This window comes from Nocardia sp. NPDC050793, assembly GCF_040654065.1.
GTDB lineage: Bacteria > Actinomycetota > Actinomycetes > Mycobacteriales > Mycobacteriaceae > Nocardia.
Window position 1 is genome coordinate 759,442 of record NZ_JBFAHG010000002.1, and the last position, 15,085, is coordinate 774,526.

10 protein-coding genes are annotated in these 15,085 nt (G+C 68.4%); 5 read left to right on the top strand and 5 right to left on the bottom strand.

The genetic code is table 11. From position 1 onward, the window contains the following. Positions 1-213 precede the first annotated feature (213 nt). Together AB0H50_RS08955 and AB0H50_RS08960 are read right to left on the bottom strand one after the other, a co-directional pair. Positions 214-1,767 carry an adenylate/guanylate cyclase domain-containing protein gene (locus AB0H50_RS08955; protein ID WP_357448753.1) on the bottom strand — a complete coding sequence of 518 codons (1,554 nt, stop codon included), beginning with the start codon at positions 1,765-1,767 and terminating at the stop codon, positions 214-216. 146 nt (positions 1,768-1,913) lie between these two features. Continuing rightward, entirely contained in the window at positions 1,914-3,698 is a 1,785-nt protein-coding gene (locus tag AB0H50_RS08960) for a DUF4407 domain-containing protein (RefSeq protein WP_357448755.1), read from the bottom strand. A gap of 225 nt (positions 3,699-3,923) precedes the next feature. Here AB0H50_RS08960 and aroQ point away from each other — a divergent pair, with 225 nt between their 5' ends. The 4 genes from aroQ to AB0H50_RS08980 all read left to right on the top strand — a co-directional run bounded on the left by aroQ (position 3,924) and on the right by AB0H50_RS08980 (position 12,517). After that, positions 3,924-4,466, top strand: coding sequence for a gamma subclass chorismate mutase AroQ (gene aroQ, locus AB0H50_RS08965; protein ID WP_357448757.1), 543 nt, complete (start codon positions 3,924-3,926; stop codon positions 4,464-4,466). 724 nt (positions 4,467-5,190) lie between these two features. Further along, complete coding sequence (gene gltB, locus AB0H50_RS08970; protein WP_357448759.1) at positions 5,191-9,837, top strand: glutamate synthase large subunit; 4,647 nt, start codon at positions 5,191-5,193, stop codon at positions 9,835-9,837. Continuing rightward, entirely contained in the window at positions 9,830-11,299 is a 1,470-nt protein-coding gene (locus AB0H50_RS08975) for a glutamate synthase subunit beta (RefSeq protein WP_357448761.1), read from the top strand. The genes gltB and AB0H50_RS08975 overlap by 8 nt, the downstream gene beginning before the upstream one ends. Positions 11,300-11,620: 321 nt before the next feature. Then, entirely contained in the window at positions 11,621-12,517 is an 897-nt protein-coding gene (locus AB0H50_RS08980) for a cutinase family protein (protein ID WP_357448763.1), read from the top strand. A gap of 85 nt (positions 12,518-12,602) precedes the next feature. Here the strand turns inward: AB0H50_RS08980 and AB0H50_RS08985 are convergent, their stop codons facing one another. Beyond that, positions 12,603-12,914, bottom strand: coding sequence for a hypothetical protein (locus AB0H50_RS08985; protein ID WP_357448764.1), 312 nt, complete (start codon positions 12,912-12,914; stop codon positions 12,603-12,605). 317 nt (positions 12,915-13,231) lie between these two features. Then, positions 13,232-13,843 carry a histidine phosphatase family protein gene (locus AB0H50_RS08990; protein ID WP_357448766.1) on the bottom strand — a complete coding sequence of 204 codons (612 nt, stop codon included), beginning with the start codon at positions 13,841-13,843 and terminating at the stop codon, positions 13,232-13,234. A 174-nt stretch (positions 13,844-14,017) separates the two neighbouring features. On the opposite strand from AB0H50_RS08990, the gene AB0H50_RS08995 reads away from it, so the two are divergent. Next, a complete protein-coding gene (locus AB0H50_RS08995) occupies positions 14,018-14,596 on the top strand; it encodes a Uma2 family endonuclease (RefSeq protein WP_357448768.1) in 579 nt (192 codons plus the stop codon). Positions 14,597-14,706: 110 nt separating this feature from the next. On the opposite strand, the gene AB0H50_RS09000 is transcribed toward AB0H50_RS08995, so the two are convergent. Next, positions 14,707-15,084 (bottom strand): hypothetical protein, encoded by a 378-nt coding sequence (locus AB0H50_RS09000; protein ID WP_357448770.1) that lies wholly within the window; start codon positions 15,082-15,084, stop codon positions 14,707-14,709. Position 15,085 lies beyond the last annotated feature (1 nt).

The following is a 15,085-nucleotide window of genomic DNA, read 5'->3' on the forward strand; positions in this document are numbered from 1 at the left end:
CGACTCGGGCGTGAATCGGGTTTTCGGCCATCGTGATTCGTGCATTGCGGAGAGTAGCCGGGGTGTTCGGCCGCGCTGGCGCGGGCGCTCGGGAGCGGTGACTAGGGTTCTCGGTTCCCGTGATTCGGGCGCTGGGGAGCCGCTGGCTCGGCGTTCGTCGACGGTCGGTATCGGCGACTCGCTGCTCGGAAACACCGTGCCGTGCGTTCGGATTCAGGTGGGGCGGGCCAAGATCGTCGGCGCGATGCGGCCGCGCAGTGTGACCGACTCGCCGAGCTGCCAGTGCTCGCCCTCTTCCGTGTCCGCGTCGCCGACGGTCGACCCGGACGCGAGGAGCAGCCCCGAATCCTGTTTGGCGAGTTCACACAGCCGCGCGGCCTCGTTGACCGCGTCGCCGATGACCGTGAATTCGTAGCGCTGGTGCGCGCCGACATTGCCCGCGACCACCCGCCCCGCCGCCACGCCGAGACCGGCTGTGAGCTCTGGGATTTCGCCGAGGCGAGCGCGGATGGCGCGGGCGCAGGCCAGCGCGGCGCCCGCCGCGTCGGGCAGGGGAGTCGGGGTGCCGAAGACCGCGAGCGCCGCGTCGCCCTCGAACTTGTTGAGCAGTCCGCCGCAGCGCTCGACCTCGTCCACCACCAGCCCGAAGAAGCGGTTCAGCAGGGCGACGGTTTCGGTGGCGGATCGGGTGGCGGTCATCGTCGTCGAGCCGACGATGTCGATGAACAGCGCCGCCGCGTCGGTTTCCACCCCGCCCAGCTCCGGCTCGGCGGCCAGCGCGGCGTCGGCGACGTCCTGGCCGACGTGCCTGCCGAACAGGTCGCGGATCTGCTCGCGCTCCCGCAAGCCTTGCACCATGTGGTTGAAACCGCTTTGCAGCTCGCCCAATTCGGTGCCGTCGTACACCGCGAGCGAGACGTCGAGATCGCCCTTCTCCACCTGACGCATGGCTTGGCGCACACCCTGGATCGGGGCAACGGTCGCGGCCAGCGTCTGGGTTGTCAGCAGCAGGCCGAACACCAGTGTGGCGCCGCCGAGGGCGAGAACGCAGACGGCCAGGCGCTCAACGCTCACATCCGAGCGCGCCAGCGCGAGCACCGCGATCACCATCAAGCCGCCCACCGGCACGCCGGAACCGAGTATCCAGGCCAGCAGCGAGCGCCCGAAGACGCCGATGCCGCGGCGGCGATGGGCGGGCGCGGCCTCGAGCACCCGCGTGGTCACAGGTCGCAGCGCGAACTCGATGATCAAATAGCTGTTCGCGCACACCACGATCGCGCTGAAACCGACCGCGAACGCTATCTTCGGGATCAACTCCGGCTCTGCCAACCCGTACAGCGTCGTGAGCACGACGAGCCCGCCGAGCCACAATGCGCCCTGCTGCACCACCAGCTTGCGCGGCACCGCAGCCGCCGCAGCCTGTTCGGACTCGGTGGGAACATGGTCGGCCTCGATCGCCCAGCGCAGCGCGCGCAGTCCGCGCGTCGTGCCCCACCACACGCCGAAGACCGTCGCCAGCCCGGCGTACACCGGCGCGGCGATCACGTCGAGCAACAGCAGGTCACGGGTGAACACCGAGGGGCCGGGCAGCACGAACCCGCCGAGCGCGATCGAGACGACCATGCCGGTGAGATTGGCGAGCAGTAGCGGAACCGTGAGCAGCAGCTGGATACGGACGCGCCGCACTCCCGAGGACTCCTGTGCCGACCCGAGCAGTCGCGAACCCCACGGCGCAGGTGTTTGGTTCGTCACATCGCGCACCGACATGCGTGCAGAGTAGATCGCCACGTGCGAACCCACCCGGAGATGTCACCACGACCGGATGTCGCCCAACGGCGACTCGGCCATGATCGGACTTCCCCATGACCGGCACGACGCCGCCCGGTCGATCGCCGCACGCCTGCTCCGCCCGGTCAGCGCCCGGGCGGAAGCTCCCGCTGACCACGGTGGCCAGGAAGTTCCCGCTGCTCGCGGGCGGTCAGCTCGTCACTGTGCGCGACGGGCGGCAGACCGTAGTACGGCCCGTATCCCTGGTGAAGCGCGGAGTATCGCGGATCGTGCGTCGCCGGATGCGGTGCGTCGACCACGGTCGAGGCGATGTGGTGCGCGTGCCATGCCTCGGGCGAGCCGGGCGGCAGCTGGTAGCCGGCCTGCGGCGCGACCACGTGCGGCTGGCCATGAGCGTGCGAATCCTGCGAGTCCACCGTCACCTTCCTGGTGCGGCGCAGCGTGAAGGTGATCTCCTCCACCTCTTCGAAGGCCTGCCGCGCGGTGCGCAGCGGGTGCGTCGCTGTGTCGATCGCGTTGGCGACGAAGGAGGGCACCAGCGGGCGGATCCAGCGCGCCGCGGTGTCGGTGAACGGCACCGTGCCGATGATCGGCAGCTCCAGCCCGCCGCCCTTGGGCTCCTCGGCTCGCGGCGCGGCAGGAGCGAGCGCGCCCGGACCCGTGGTCGGCGCGGGCACGGCCGCGCCGACGGTCGCGGGCAGGTTCGGTGTCACGATCCCGTCCTGAGACACGGAGCTGTCCTTTCGATCGGCAGCCGGTGCGGCTGGCAGTTCGGGCTGCCTCGGCTGGTCTAGGCCGCGGGGTTCGGTGATGCCGATCTCCAGCCCGCCGATGGCCGCGATGATGCGGGTGCGCTGGCGTTCCCTGTCGATGGCGGTGTCGGCCTCCGCGGCGAGCCTGGTGGCGGTGAGCTGCTGTTCGGCGCGCAGGTGCTCGGCCTCCGCGCGCACCTCGGCCTGCTTGACCGCGATGGCCGCGTCGGCCTCGCGTTCGGCGCGGTCGACCACGGCACGGGCCGCGGTGTGCCGGTCGAACGAGGTCTCCCCGCGCCACCAGCGCAGCAGCAGCGGCAGCAGGGCGAGCAGCACGAAGGCGACCAGGCTCGCCAGCCGCAGCAGCGCGCCGCCGGTCGCCGCGGTGTGGTCGTTCATCGCGACCCAGCGCGCACCCAGTCCCCGATCACCGTCCGTGAAGGCGGCGGATCGGGCTGCGGCCGTTGCGCTTTCGGCCTCGGTCAGGCGCCGGTCCAACTCGGCCGCCCGGTCCTGGGCCACGGCGAGCCGGTCGCGGGCGTCGTCGAGCATCTCGTTGGCGGTCTGGGATTCCGGCCCCCGGCCTGGCACGCCGGTGATCCGGGTCTGCGGGCATTCCGGGGTCGGATTGAATTCGCACCGCGCGATCACCAGTGCGCGGTCGATATCCGCCTGCGCGGCGGCGATGGTCTGATCGAGGGCGGTGCGGTCGGCACGCGCCCTGTCGAGGTCGGCGCGGGCCGCGACCACCGCGGGAGCGGATTCGACGGCGGCGTGGGCCTTTTCGTCGAGGACGCGGTTCACCGAGCCGCCGAACAGCGCCGTGCTCGCCAGTTCGCCGAGCAGCACGCCGGTGAGGACGGCCACCGCGATCCGCCCGGCCAGTCCGAGCCGGTCGGGCATGCGGCCGGGACGCGCCGTGGCGAGCGCACGGCCGACGGTGCCCGCGAGCAGTGCGACGATCAGCGCGACCGGAACGATGGCGAACAGCGGCCAGCCGTCGGTCACGGCCAGCGCCAAGGTCGTCACGGACCCCGCCACCAGGGCGAACAGCGCGACCGCCGCGCCGGTGACGGCATAGCTCGCGCGCTCGTGGCGTTCGGTGAGTTCACCGGTCTGACCTCCGCCGAGCCAGGTGAACAAGCCGGTGACGGTCATGGGGATCTCACATCCTCTACGTCCCAGTCGTTTGGAGCTTGGCGAAACTGTCACAGATTCGTGGCCCCAGCGTGACAGGCAGGAGCCCGACACACCGAGTACGGCCGGGTGGATGTGGCAAGGCTCACAGCGAGGGCGGCGGTTTCGCCTAACCTGACTGGGTGATTCGTTGTCGAGCGAACGGGCGGGAGCATGCGCGCACTCGCGGTGGCACTGCTGTCGGCGGTGCTGCTGGTGTGGGCCGCGGGTAGTGCTCGACCGGTTCCCGGCGAGCCTCTGAACAGGTCGCTTGACCCGCTCGTCTTCCTGATCGCCCAGCGTCTCGACACCGCCGACGCCGTTGCGGCCGCCAAGTGGGCTGACGCCGCGCGCGACGGATCGGCGCCGGTCATCGACGACCCGGTGCGCGAGGCGGAGGTCTACGACGCCATGGCGCGCATCGGCGCGGCCGACAGCCTGCCCGAAAACTGGGTCAGGAGGGTGTTTTTCGGCCAGATCGAGGCCAGCAAGACGGTGCAGTACGGCCTGATCGCGCGCTGGCGGTTCGACCCCGCCGCCGCCCCGAGTACGCCACCGGATCTGACCGACGTGCGTCCGACGATCGATCGGCTGAACCTGGCGATCATGGACCAGCTTGTCGAGCACCGGGCCGAACTGGCCGCGCGTGATTGCATGGAACGACTGGCGCACGGCGTGTTCGCCCTGCTCCAGAGCATGGATCCGCTGCATCGGCTGGCGCTGATTCGCGCCGTTTCCGCCCTGTGCTGAGCGGCGGTCGGCGAACGCTCCGCGCGGTGTGTGCAACAACACTGATCTTGTTTGCTGAAAATGTGCTGAAAAGCACACGGGGCAAAAGAATCCGGACGGTCGGATACCTTCTGAGGCTTGTCACACCCCTGTCGGAAATGTCTCATCGAGGTCGCGAACGAGTTAGCCGCGGCACAGATGGTTTGCCGTTCTCCGGGCAGGGGAAATCATCTTCGATGCAGGTGAGCGCCTGTTCTCGGGGTTGTGCGGCCCCGTAGGACCGGCGTGCGGAGGCGTGCGTCCTCCACTCGGCACCGAGTGCCGGGGGCTCGATCGGGGCCCATTCGCTGCTTTACACTGGACGACGCGCACACGTGGAGGACCGTTATGAAGAAGCCCAGCTAGACCAGGTTATTAGTGCTACCTAAGTTGGTTGGGCCCCGGACCTGACTTATCGTTTGCTCTTACGCCGAACACGAAAAGCTCGGCAACCATCGCCCGCTCGGCTCACCAGGCAGGTGCCCAGAGTAGCGGGCGAACACCCGCGCGGAGGTACGGAACACGTAAGCGTTCCGTTACCTACGAGCACCCACTTAACCATCGCGGGTGGACAACTGGAGACGTGACTGCACGCCGGAAGACCATCAGCGCGGCTGGATTCCGGAACGTACGGGCGCAGTCTTGACGGAGGCGTTCGACGAAAGGCCGTTTTTTCATCGAAGGCCACTTTCTTGAAGGCAGAGGCATGACGCAACTTCCTGGCCACAGGTCACCTGGACCCATCGGTCTTTACGACCCGGCGAACGAACACGACGCCTGCGGTGTCGCATTCGTCGTCGATATGCACGGCCGCCGCAGCCGCGACATCGTGGACAAGGCTATTACGGCCCTCTTGAATCTGGAGCACCGCGGTGCTGCAGGTGCCGAGCCGAATTCCGGCGACGGCGCGGGCATCCTGATCCAGATCCCGGACCGTTTCTTCCGCGCGATCGTGGACTTCGAGCTGCCCGCCGAAGGGTCCTACGCGTCCGGTATCGCCTTCCTGCCGCAGGCCCGTCGCGAGGCCGCGCGCGCCGCATACGGCGTGGAGAAGATCGTCAAGGAAGAGGGCCTCGAGGTTCTCGGCTGGCGCGAGGTGCCGATCGACGAGTCGTCGCTCGGCGCGCTGTCACGCGACGCCATGCCGACCTTCCGCCAGATCTTCATCGCCTCGCCGAAGAGTGCCGCCGAGCAGCTGTCCGGCATGGACCTGGAGCGTCGCGCCTACGTCATCCGCAAGCGCGTCGAGCACGAGCTCGGCTCGCAGGGCGCGGGCGAGGGCGCCGTCGGCAGGGAGTCGGTGTACTTCCCGAGCCTGTCCGGCCAGACCTTCGTCTACAAGGGCATGTTCACCACGCCCCAGCTGCGCGCCTTCTACCTGGACCTGCAGGACGGCCGGGTGGAGTCCGCCCTCGGCATCGTGCACTCCCGGTTCTCCACGAACACCTTCCCGTCGTGGCCGCTCGCGCACCCGTTCCGCCGGGTGGCGCACAACGGTGAGATCAACACCGTCACCGGCAACGAGAACTGGATGCGCGCCCGCGAGGCGCTGCTGAACAGCGACGTGTTCGGGACCGACTCCGCGGGCAAGAACCGCCTGGAGAAGATCTTCCCCGTCTGTACCCCGGGTGCGAGCGACACGGCCCGCTTCGACGAGGTGCTGGAACTGCTGCACCTCGGCGGCCGCAGCCTGCCCCACGCGGTGCTGATGATGATTCCCGAGGCCTGGGAACGCAACGAGAACATGGACCCGCAGCGGCGGGCGTTCTACGAGTACCACTCGATGCTGATGGAGCCGTGGGACGGCCCGGCGTCGGTGTGCTTCTCCGACGGCACCGTGATCGGCGCCGTGCTCGACCGCAACGGCCTGCGGCCGAGCCGCATCTGGGTCACCGAGGACGGCCTCGTCGTGATGGCCTCCGAGGTCGGCGTGCTCGATATCGACCAGTCCAAGGTCGTCAAGAAGGCCCGACTACAGCCTGGCCGCATGTTCCTGGTCGACACCTCCAAGGGCCGCATCGTCACCGACGACGAGATCAAGTCCGACCTCGCCGCCGAGCACCCGTACCAGCAGTGGCTGGACGAGGGTGTGACCCGCCTCGCGGATCTGCCGGACCGCCCGCACGTGCACATGTCGCACGACCGCGTGCTGATCCGCCAGCAGATCTTCGGATACACCAACGAAGAGCTGAACCTGCTGATCTCCCCGATGGCCAAGTCCGGCCTCGAGGCGCTCGGCTCGATGGGCACCGACACCCCGATCGCGGTGCTGTCGTCGCGCCAGCGCCTGCTGTTCGACTACTTCTCGCAGCTGTTCGCGCAGGTCACCAACCCGCCGCTGGACGCGATCCGGGAAGAGGTCGTCACCAGCCTCAAGCGCAACATCGGCCCGGAGGCCGACCTGCTGCACCCCGGCCCCGACTCGTGCAAGCAGATCGCCATCGAGCAGCCGATCCTGGACAACGACGAGCTGGCCAAGCTCGTGCACATCAACGACGACGGCTCGCAGCCCGAGCTGCGTTCGGTGGTCGTGCGCGGCCTGTACTCGGTGAAGAAGGGTGGCAAGGGCCTGCGCAAGGCGCTGCAGGCCATCAACACCCAGGTGTCGGCGGCCATCGACGGCGGCGCGCGCATCATCGTGCTCTCCGACCGCGAGTCCAACGAGAAGCTGGCGCCGATCCCGTCGCTGCTGCTCACCTCCTCGGTGCACCACCACCTGGTGCGCGAGCGCACCCGCACCAAGGTCGGCCTGGTCATCGAGGCCGGTGACGCCCGCGAGGTGCACCACATGGCGATGCTGGTCGGCTTCGGCGCGGCCGCGATCAACCCGTACATGGCCTTCGAGACCATCGAGGACATGCTCGAGCGCGGCGCGCTCGACCTCGGCACCGGCAGCCTGGAGGCCGACTACCGCAAGGCCGTCGCCAACTACAACAAGGCGGCGGGCAAGGGCGTGCTGAAGGTGATGTCCAAGATGGGCATCTCCACCATGGCCTCGTACAACGGCGCGCAGCTGTTCCAGGTGATCGGCCTGTCGCAGGACCTGGTGGACGAGTACTTCACCGGCCTGCGCTCGCACCTGGACGGCATCGGCCTCGACGAGATCGCCGACGACGTGGCGGCGCGGCACCGGGTGGCGTTCCTGGAGAACCGCAACGAGCGCGCGCACCGCGAGCTCGAGGTGGGCGGCGAGTACCAGTGGCGTCGCGAGGGCGAATACCACCTGTTCAACCCGGACACCGTCTTCAAGCTGCAGCACGCGACCCGCTCGGGCCAGTACTCGATCTTCAAGGAGTACACCAAGCTGGTCGACGACCAGTCCGAGCGTCTGGCTTCGCTGCGCGGCCTTTTCAAGTTCAAGGGCGGTCAGCGCGCGCCGATCTCGATCGACGAGGTCGAGCCCGCCTCGGAGATCGTGAAGCGGTTCTCCACCGGCGCGATGAGCTACGGCTCCATCTCGGCCGAGGCGCACGAGACCCTCGCGATCGCGATGAACCGGCTCGGCGGCCGCTCGAACTCCGGTGAGGGCGGCGAGCACCCGGCCCGCTTCGAGGTCGAGGAGAACGGCGACTGGCGTCGTTCGGCGATCAAGCAGGTTGCCTCGGGTCGCTTCGGCGTCACCGCGCACTACCTGACCAACTGCACCGACATCCAGATCAAGATGGCCCAGGGCGCCAAGCCGGGCGAGGGCGGCCAGCTGCCCGCGCACAAGGTGTACCCGTGGGTCGCCGAGGTGCGGCACTCGACGCCTGGCGTCGGCCTGATCTCGCCGCCGCCGCACCACGACATCTACTCGATCGAGGACCTGGCGCAGCTGATCCACGACCTGAAGAACGCGAACCCGCAGGCTCGGATTCACGTGAAACTTGTCGCGGAGCCCGGCGTCGGCACCGTCGCCGCCGGTGTGTCGAAGGCGCACGCGGACGTCGTGCTGATCTCCGGCCACGACGGCGGCACCGGCGCGTCCCCGCTGACCTCGCTCAAGCACGCGGGCGGTCCCTGGGAGCTCGGCCTCGCCGAGACCCAGCAGACGCTGCTGCTGAACGGTCTGCGCGACCGCATCGTGGTGCAGGTCGACGGTCAGATGAAGACCGGTCGCGACGTCATGATCGCCGCGCTGCTCGGCGCCGAGGAGTACGGCTTCGCCACCGCCCCGCTGGTGGTCTCGGGCTGCATCATGATGCGCGTCTGCCACCTCGACACCTGCCCCGTCGGTGTCGCGACGCAGAACCCGGTGCTGCGCGAACGCTTCACCGGAAAGCCGGAATTCGTCGAGAACTTCTTCCTGTTCATCGCCGAAGAGGTCCGCGAACTGCTGGCGTCGCTCGGCTTCCGCACGCTGGACGAGGCCATCGGCCGGGTCGACATGCTCGACACCTCCAAGGCCAAGGAGCACTGGAAGGCCAGCAAGCTCGACCTGTCGCCGATCCTGGACGACGTCGAGACGGCGTTCATGTACCAGGACCGCCGCTGCACCAAGTCGCAGGACCACGGCCTGGACAAGGCGCTGGACCAGCAGCTGATCACGCAGAGCCGGGACGCGCTGGAGCGCGGCCAGGCGGTGAAGTTCGAGACCAAGATCACGAACGTGAACCGCACGGTCGGCACCATGCTCGGCCACGAGGTGACCAAGCTGTACGGCGGCACCGGCCTGCCCGACGACACCATCGACATCACGTTCACCGGTTCCGCGGGCAACAGCTTCGGCGCCTTCGTGCCGGCCGGTATCACGCTGCGGGTGCAGGGTGACGCGAACGACTACGTCGGCAAGGGTCTTTCGGGCGGTCACATCGTCGTGCGCCCGTCGCAGAGCGCGCCGTCGGACTTCGTCGCCGACCAGAACATCATCGCGGGCAACGTGATCCTGTTCGGTGCGACCAGCGGCAAGGCGTTCATCAACGGCGTGGTCGGCGAGCGGTTCGCCGTGCGCAACTCGGGCGCCACCGCGGTGGTCGAGGGCGTGGGCGACCACGGCTGTGAGTACATGACCGGCGGCCGGGTCGTCATCCTCGGCGAGACCGGGCGCAACTTCGGCGCCGGTATGTCCGGCGGTGTCGCGTTCGTCTACGACCCGGAAGGCGCGTTCGCCGCGCGGGTCAACCCGGAACAGACCGACGCCATCGAGCAGCTCGCGGGTGACGACTTCACCTGGCTGCACGACATCGTCACCGAGCACCGTGACCAGACGGGTTCGGCTGTCGCCGATCGCATCCTGAGCGATTGGTCGCAGCAGGTGAACCACTTCGTCAAGGTCATGCCGCGCGAATACAAGAAGGTTTTGCTCGCCATCTCCGAAGCTGAGAAGAGCGGCAAGGACGTGGACGAAGCGATCATGGAGGCCGCACGTGGCTGACCCACAGGGATTTCTGAAGCACACCTCGCGGGAACTGCCCAAGCGGCGTCCGGTTCCGCTGCGCCTGATGGACTGGAAAGAGGTCTACGAGGAGAAGTTCTCGCACGACACTCTGCAGACCCAGGCCAGCCGGTGCATGGACTGCGGTATCCCGTTCTGTCACAACGGCTGTCCGCTCGGGAACCTGATTCCCGAGTGGAACGACCTGGTGTACAAGGGCCAGTGGCGGGAGGGCATCGACCGCCTGCACGCGACCAACAACTTCCCGGAGTTCACCGGTCGCCTGTGCCCCGCGCCGTGTGAGGCGTCCTGCGTCCTCGGTATCAACCAGGACCCGGTGACGATCAAGCAGGTCGAGGTCGAGCTCATCGAGAACGCCTTCGACGAGGGCTGGGTGACCCCGGTCTACCCGACCCGCATCACCGGCAAGAAGGTCGCCGTCGTCGGTTCCGGCCCGGCCGGTCTCGCCGCCGCCCAGCAGCTGACCCGCGCCGGTCACACCGTGACCGTGTTCGAGCGCGCCGACCGCATCGGCGGCCTGCTGCGCTACGGCATCCCGGAATTCAAGATGGAGAAGCGCTTCATCGACCGCCGTCTCGCGCAGATGGAAGCCGAGGGCACCATCTTCAAGACCGGCGTGAACGTGGGCGTCGACATCACCGCCGAGGAGCTGCGCGAGCAGTTCGACGCGATCGTGCTGGCAGGCGGCGCCACGCTGGCCCGTGACCTGCCGATCCCCGGTCGTGAGCTGGACGGCATCCACCAGGCGATGGAGTTCCTGCCCTGGGCCAACCGGGTGCAGCTGGGCGACGACGTCACCGACGCCGAAGGCCTGCCGCCGATCCACGCCAAGGGCAAGAAGGTCGTCATCATCGGTGGCGGCGACACCGGCGCGGACTGCCTCGGCACCTCGCACCGCCAGGGTGCGGAGTCGGTGCACCAGTTCGAGATCATGCCGCGTCCGCCGGAGGAGCGCGCCGCGTCCACCCCGTGGCCGACCTACCCGCTGATGTACCGGGTTTCCTCGGCGCACGAAGAGGGCGGCGAGCGGGTGTTCTCCGTGAACACCGAGCGTTTCGTCGGCGCGGACGGCAAGGTCACCGGCCTGGAGGCGCACGAGGTCAGGATGGCCAACGGCCGCTTCGAGAAGGTCGATGGCACCGACTTCACCCTCGAGGCGGATCTGGTGCTGCTGGCGATGGGCTTCGTCGGACCCGAGAAGCCGGGCCTGCTCAGCGATCTCGGTGTCGGCTACGACCAGCGCGGCAACGTCCAGCGCGACAAGAACTGGGCCACCAACATTCCCGGCGTCTTCGTCGCCGGTGACATGGGCCGCGGCCAGTCGCTGATCGTCTGGGCCATCGCCGAAGGCCGCGCCGCGGCCTCCTCGGTCGACCAGTTCCTCGAGGGCGAGACGGCGCTGCCCGCGCCGGTCACCCCGACGATGGTCGCCCAGCGCTGATCGGCGCCTGAGGCGCTGAACGCAGCCTGAAGCAAACGCAAGGCGCCCGTGGACAACTCGTCCACGGGCGCTTTCGTGTGTGCGCTGTCGGAAATCGGACACGAGTGCGGCCCGAATGGCGAATGGGGCGCGCGAGCCCTATTGTGATCAACGGCGTGCGGTCGACCTGCGGGCTCGTCGTGCACGTCGTACAGGCGTTAACGCGGTGGGTGGCTCGGGTTGACTTCGCGTCCACTGGAACGACATCCATCGCGTTCAGCATGTGAGCGGCAACTCGACGGGGAGCGCCCCACCACCGGGGCCAGGTTGAACTGGAGCAGTATGCAGTTGAAGAAGCTTGTCGCGGCCCTCGGCGCGTCCGCGGCGATCGCCTCCGGCTTGGTGTTCGGCAGTGGGACCGCGGCGGCGGACAACTGCCCCAGCCTCTATGTGGTGGCCATCCCCGGCACCTGGGAGACGGGTCACGACAAGAAGCCGGAGCCAGGCATGCTGGCGGGCGTCACCCGCGGCCTGCCGGGCTCGGTCGACGTCGACTACGTGACCTACGCGGCGACCGCCTTCCCCTGGGAGGGTGAGGTCTACGGCAACTCGAAGAACGAGGCGGTCAGTGCCGCGCGCGGGTTGATCGGCGACATGGCCCGGCGTTGCGGCGCGACGGAGGTGGCGCTGGTCGGCTACAGCCAAGGCGCGGACGCCGCCGGAGATCTCGCGGCCGAGATCGGCACCGGCCTCGGCGTGGTCTCCCCCGATCGCATCGCGGGCGTCGGTCTGATCTCCGACCCGCGCCGCTCGCCGACCGACGTCCAGGTCGGCCCGGTCGCGCCCGGCGCCGGTGCGGGCGGCCCCCGGGTGGGCGGCTTCGGCTGGCTGAGCGACCGTACCCGCACCATCTGCGCGGTCGACGACCTGTACTGCGCGACCGCGACCGACGACTTCGTCACCCGTTTCGCCGGCTTCCTCGCCCAGAGCTCCGACGCCAACCCGGCCAACATCTGGCGCTACCAGCTCGAGGCAGGCGCGATCATCAGCGATCTGATGGCGCACGGCGGCGTGCCGACCCTGCAGTCGCAGCTCACCGATGCGGCGAACCAGCAGCGCGCCAAGGACCTGGAGCGTTTCTACAGCTCGCAGGCGCACACCGTGTACGGCAGCTACTCGGTCGGCGGCGGGCAGACCGCGATCACCTGGATGCACAACTGGATCGCGGGCATGGCCTGATCGGTCTGTAGACACCACGAAGGCCACCTTCCTCGCGCGGAGGGTGGCCTTTGTCGTTGCCGGATCAGCTGGCGCTGGAGCTTCCTCACGTGGTCGGCGGGATCCCCTCCTGGAGGACGCGTGGCCCGGCGCCGGGCGAAGTGTAGTAGTCCGACTCGTGGGAATTCACTCCGTCGTGGCCCGGCCGGTCGTGCCCGTGGCGCCCACCGGGATACGGACGGCTGACATCGGTGCGCTCCAGCACCAGACCCTCCGTCCCCTGCTGAACCCGAACGGTGCCGGCCGCGGGCGCTTCCGCACTGGCCGTCGCCGCCACCGCGGCCAGCGGAATCGTCACCATCGCGCCCGCCAAGGCGACCCGGACGGCTCCTCGGCGCATGTTCGTCTTGGAAAGCATTCGGAACTCCCTTCTCTCAGAGCGTGAGTCGCGGTGACTCACGAACTCCCATCGAAGGGCGCGGCGCTGTGACCGGGGTGCGACGATTCTGGTAGTCCGCTGTGAGCGGCGGGCTTCACTGTGAATCCGCGGCCGATGTTAACGGTGGCGGGCGCTTCTGCGATTCAGCGGCCGGCATTGCGGGGCAACAGGTCCCACTCGATCCGCGGTCGACGTTAACGGTGGCGGGCACTCCTGCGATGAGCGGCGGAGGTTACGGGGCGACAGGTCCCACTCGATCCGCGGTCGATGTCAACCGTGACGAATCTTCCTGCGATTCAGCGGCCGATGTTGCGGGGCAAAAGGTCCCACACGTGCCCGTTCTCGTTCACGGTCGCGGCGCTGCGACGGCCGGTGCGGGAGAACAGGATTCGGGTCACGGAGCAGTAGTCGATCGGGAAGGTCAGCGGCCGCGGCAGGCCGAGCACCTCCTGCAACAGCACGTTGATCACGCCGCCGTGAGCGAAGGCGACCACGGTGTCGGCGGGATCGGTGCTCGCGGCGATCTCCATCGCGGCCTCGCGTACCCGGTGCACGAACGCGGGACCGTCGATCTGCTCGGGCAGATATCCGGCCTTGATCCGTTCGTAGGCGTCGCGGAACTCCAGCTTGGCGTCCTCGATCGGAATGTAGGCGGGCAGGTCGCGATCGTATTCGGCCAGATCCTCCACGATCTCCACCGGCAGCCCCAGCTTGGCCGCCGTCGGCGCCGCCGTCTCGCGCGCCCGCCGCTGCGGACTGCTCAGCACCCGCGCGATCCGATGGTGGCTCAACGCACCGGGCACGCGCTCCGCCTGCTCCCGCCCCACCTCCGACAGCTCAGGATCGGCGGGACCGGACGCGTTCAACACCCGAAGCGGCTGCGCATGGCGAACGAGAATCAACTGCACCCACCCACTCTGCCGCATGCTCCCGCGGCGGTCCGGTTCAGGTGGCGTTGTCAGGCGGAAAAAGTCCGGGGCGCGGGCCACGGGACCCGGGTTTTCGCTCTGCATCGCTGTTGTTCACTTCAGGCAGTGCTTTTCGGATACATCGCGTCGAAGTGCGGTGACATACTCGTCGCCGTGACCGCCGAACCGTTCCCACAGTGGTTGCGTCCGCCGCCCGGCGGGTTCGTCGCCGAGGACCTGGACCGCCTGCCCGACCTGCCGCCGCACACCGAGTTGATCGACGGGAGTCTAGTCTTCGCGTGCCCGCAGGCGAGGTTTCACATGCTGGTCATCTCATTGCTCGAATCGATGCTGCGTCGCCTCGCGCCTGCCGGCATGCGGGTTCGCCGCGAGATCACAGTCACGCTCGGACGGGACCAGCGGCCCGAACCGGATGTGCTGGTGGTGCGTGCGCACGCCGATGGCGGTCTGGAAAGGACAACCTATTGGCCCGAGGAAGTCGTGCTGGCCGTGGAGGTTGTGTCGATCGAATCCCGAACTCGTGATCGCGAGCGGAAACCTCAGCTGTACGCCAAGGCCGGTATGACGTACTTCTGGCGAGTGGAGAACTTCGACGGGCACCCGGTCGTCTACGTGTACGAACTCGACCCCGCGACAAAGACTTACGCGCTCACCGGCATCCACCACGACCGCCTGCGCCTGAGCGTTCCGTTCGATATCGACATCGACCTGACCTCGATCGGTCGGATGTAGTCCGGGCGAAACGACTCGGCCGCCGATCTACGGCGGGCCGAGCCGATTCCGCGCCGCACACGAAAGCCCGGGTCGCGTTCGCGCCCCGGGCTTTTCGCGTCCGAGTCGGATCAGTGCTGGCCGTAAGGCGGCTGGCCCGGCTGGCCGTAGGGCGGCTGGCCCGGCTGACCGTAAGGCGGCTGGCCCGGCTGACCGTAGGGGGGCTGACCCGGCTGGCCGTAAGGCGGCTGACCCGGTGCGCCGTAGGGCGGCTGACCGTTCGGGGGCTGCTGGTCGCCCTTCTTGCGCTTGAGCAGCAGGTAGATACCCACCGCGATGGCGATGACCACGAGGAGACAGCAGATGCCGCCGAAGAGGAGACCGTTGTTGCTCTTCTTCTTTTTCTTGGCCGCGTACTCCATGGCCGTTGTCCAGGTGTCCGGGCTCGCCCACACGGACGGATCCAGCAGGCTGGCATTGGTCAACAGGTCAACGTACATATGTCCCATC

Coding starts and splice junctions, on each gene's coding strand:
- AB0H50_RS08955 (WP_357448753.1), bottom strand. CDS start 1,767: ATGTCGGTGCGCGATGTGACGAACCAAACACCTGCGCCGTGGGGTTCG.
- AB0H50_RS08960 (WP_357448755.1), bottom strand. CDS start 3,698: ATGACCGTCACCGGCTTGTTCACCTGGCTCGGCGGAGGTCAGACCGGT.
- gltB (WP_357448759.1), top strand. CDS start 5,191: ATGACGCAACTTCCTGGCCACAGGTCACCTGGACCCATCGGTCTTTAC.
- AB0H50_RS08980 (WP_357448763.1), top strand. CDS start 11,621: ATGCAGTTGAAGAAGCTTGTCGCGGCCCTCGGCGCGTCCGCGGCGATC.
- AB0H50_RS08985 (WP_357448764.1), bottom strand. CDS start 12,914: ATGCTTTCCAAGACGAACATGCGCCGAGGAGCCGTCCGGGTCGCCTTG.
- AB0H50_RS09000 (WP_357448770.1), bottom strand. CDS start 15,084: ATGGGACATATGTACGTTGACCTGTTGACCAATGCCAGCCTGCTGGAT.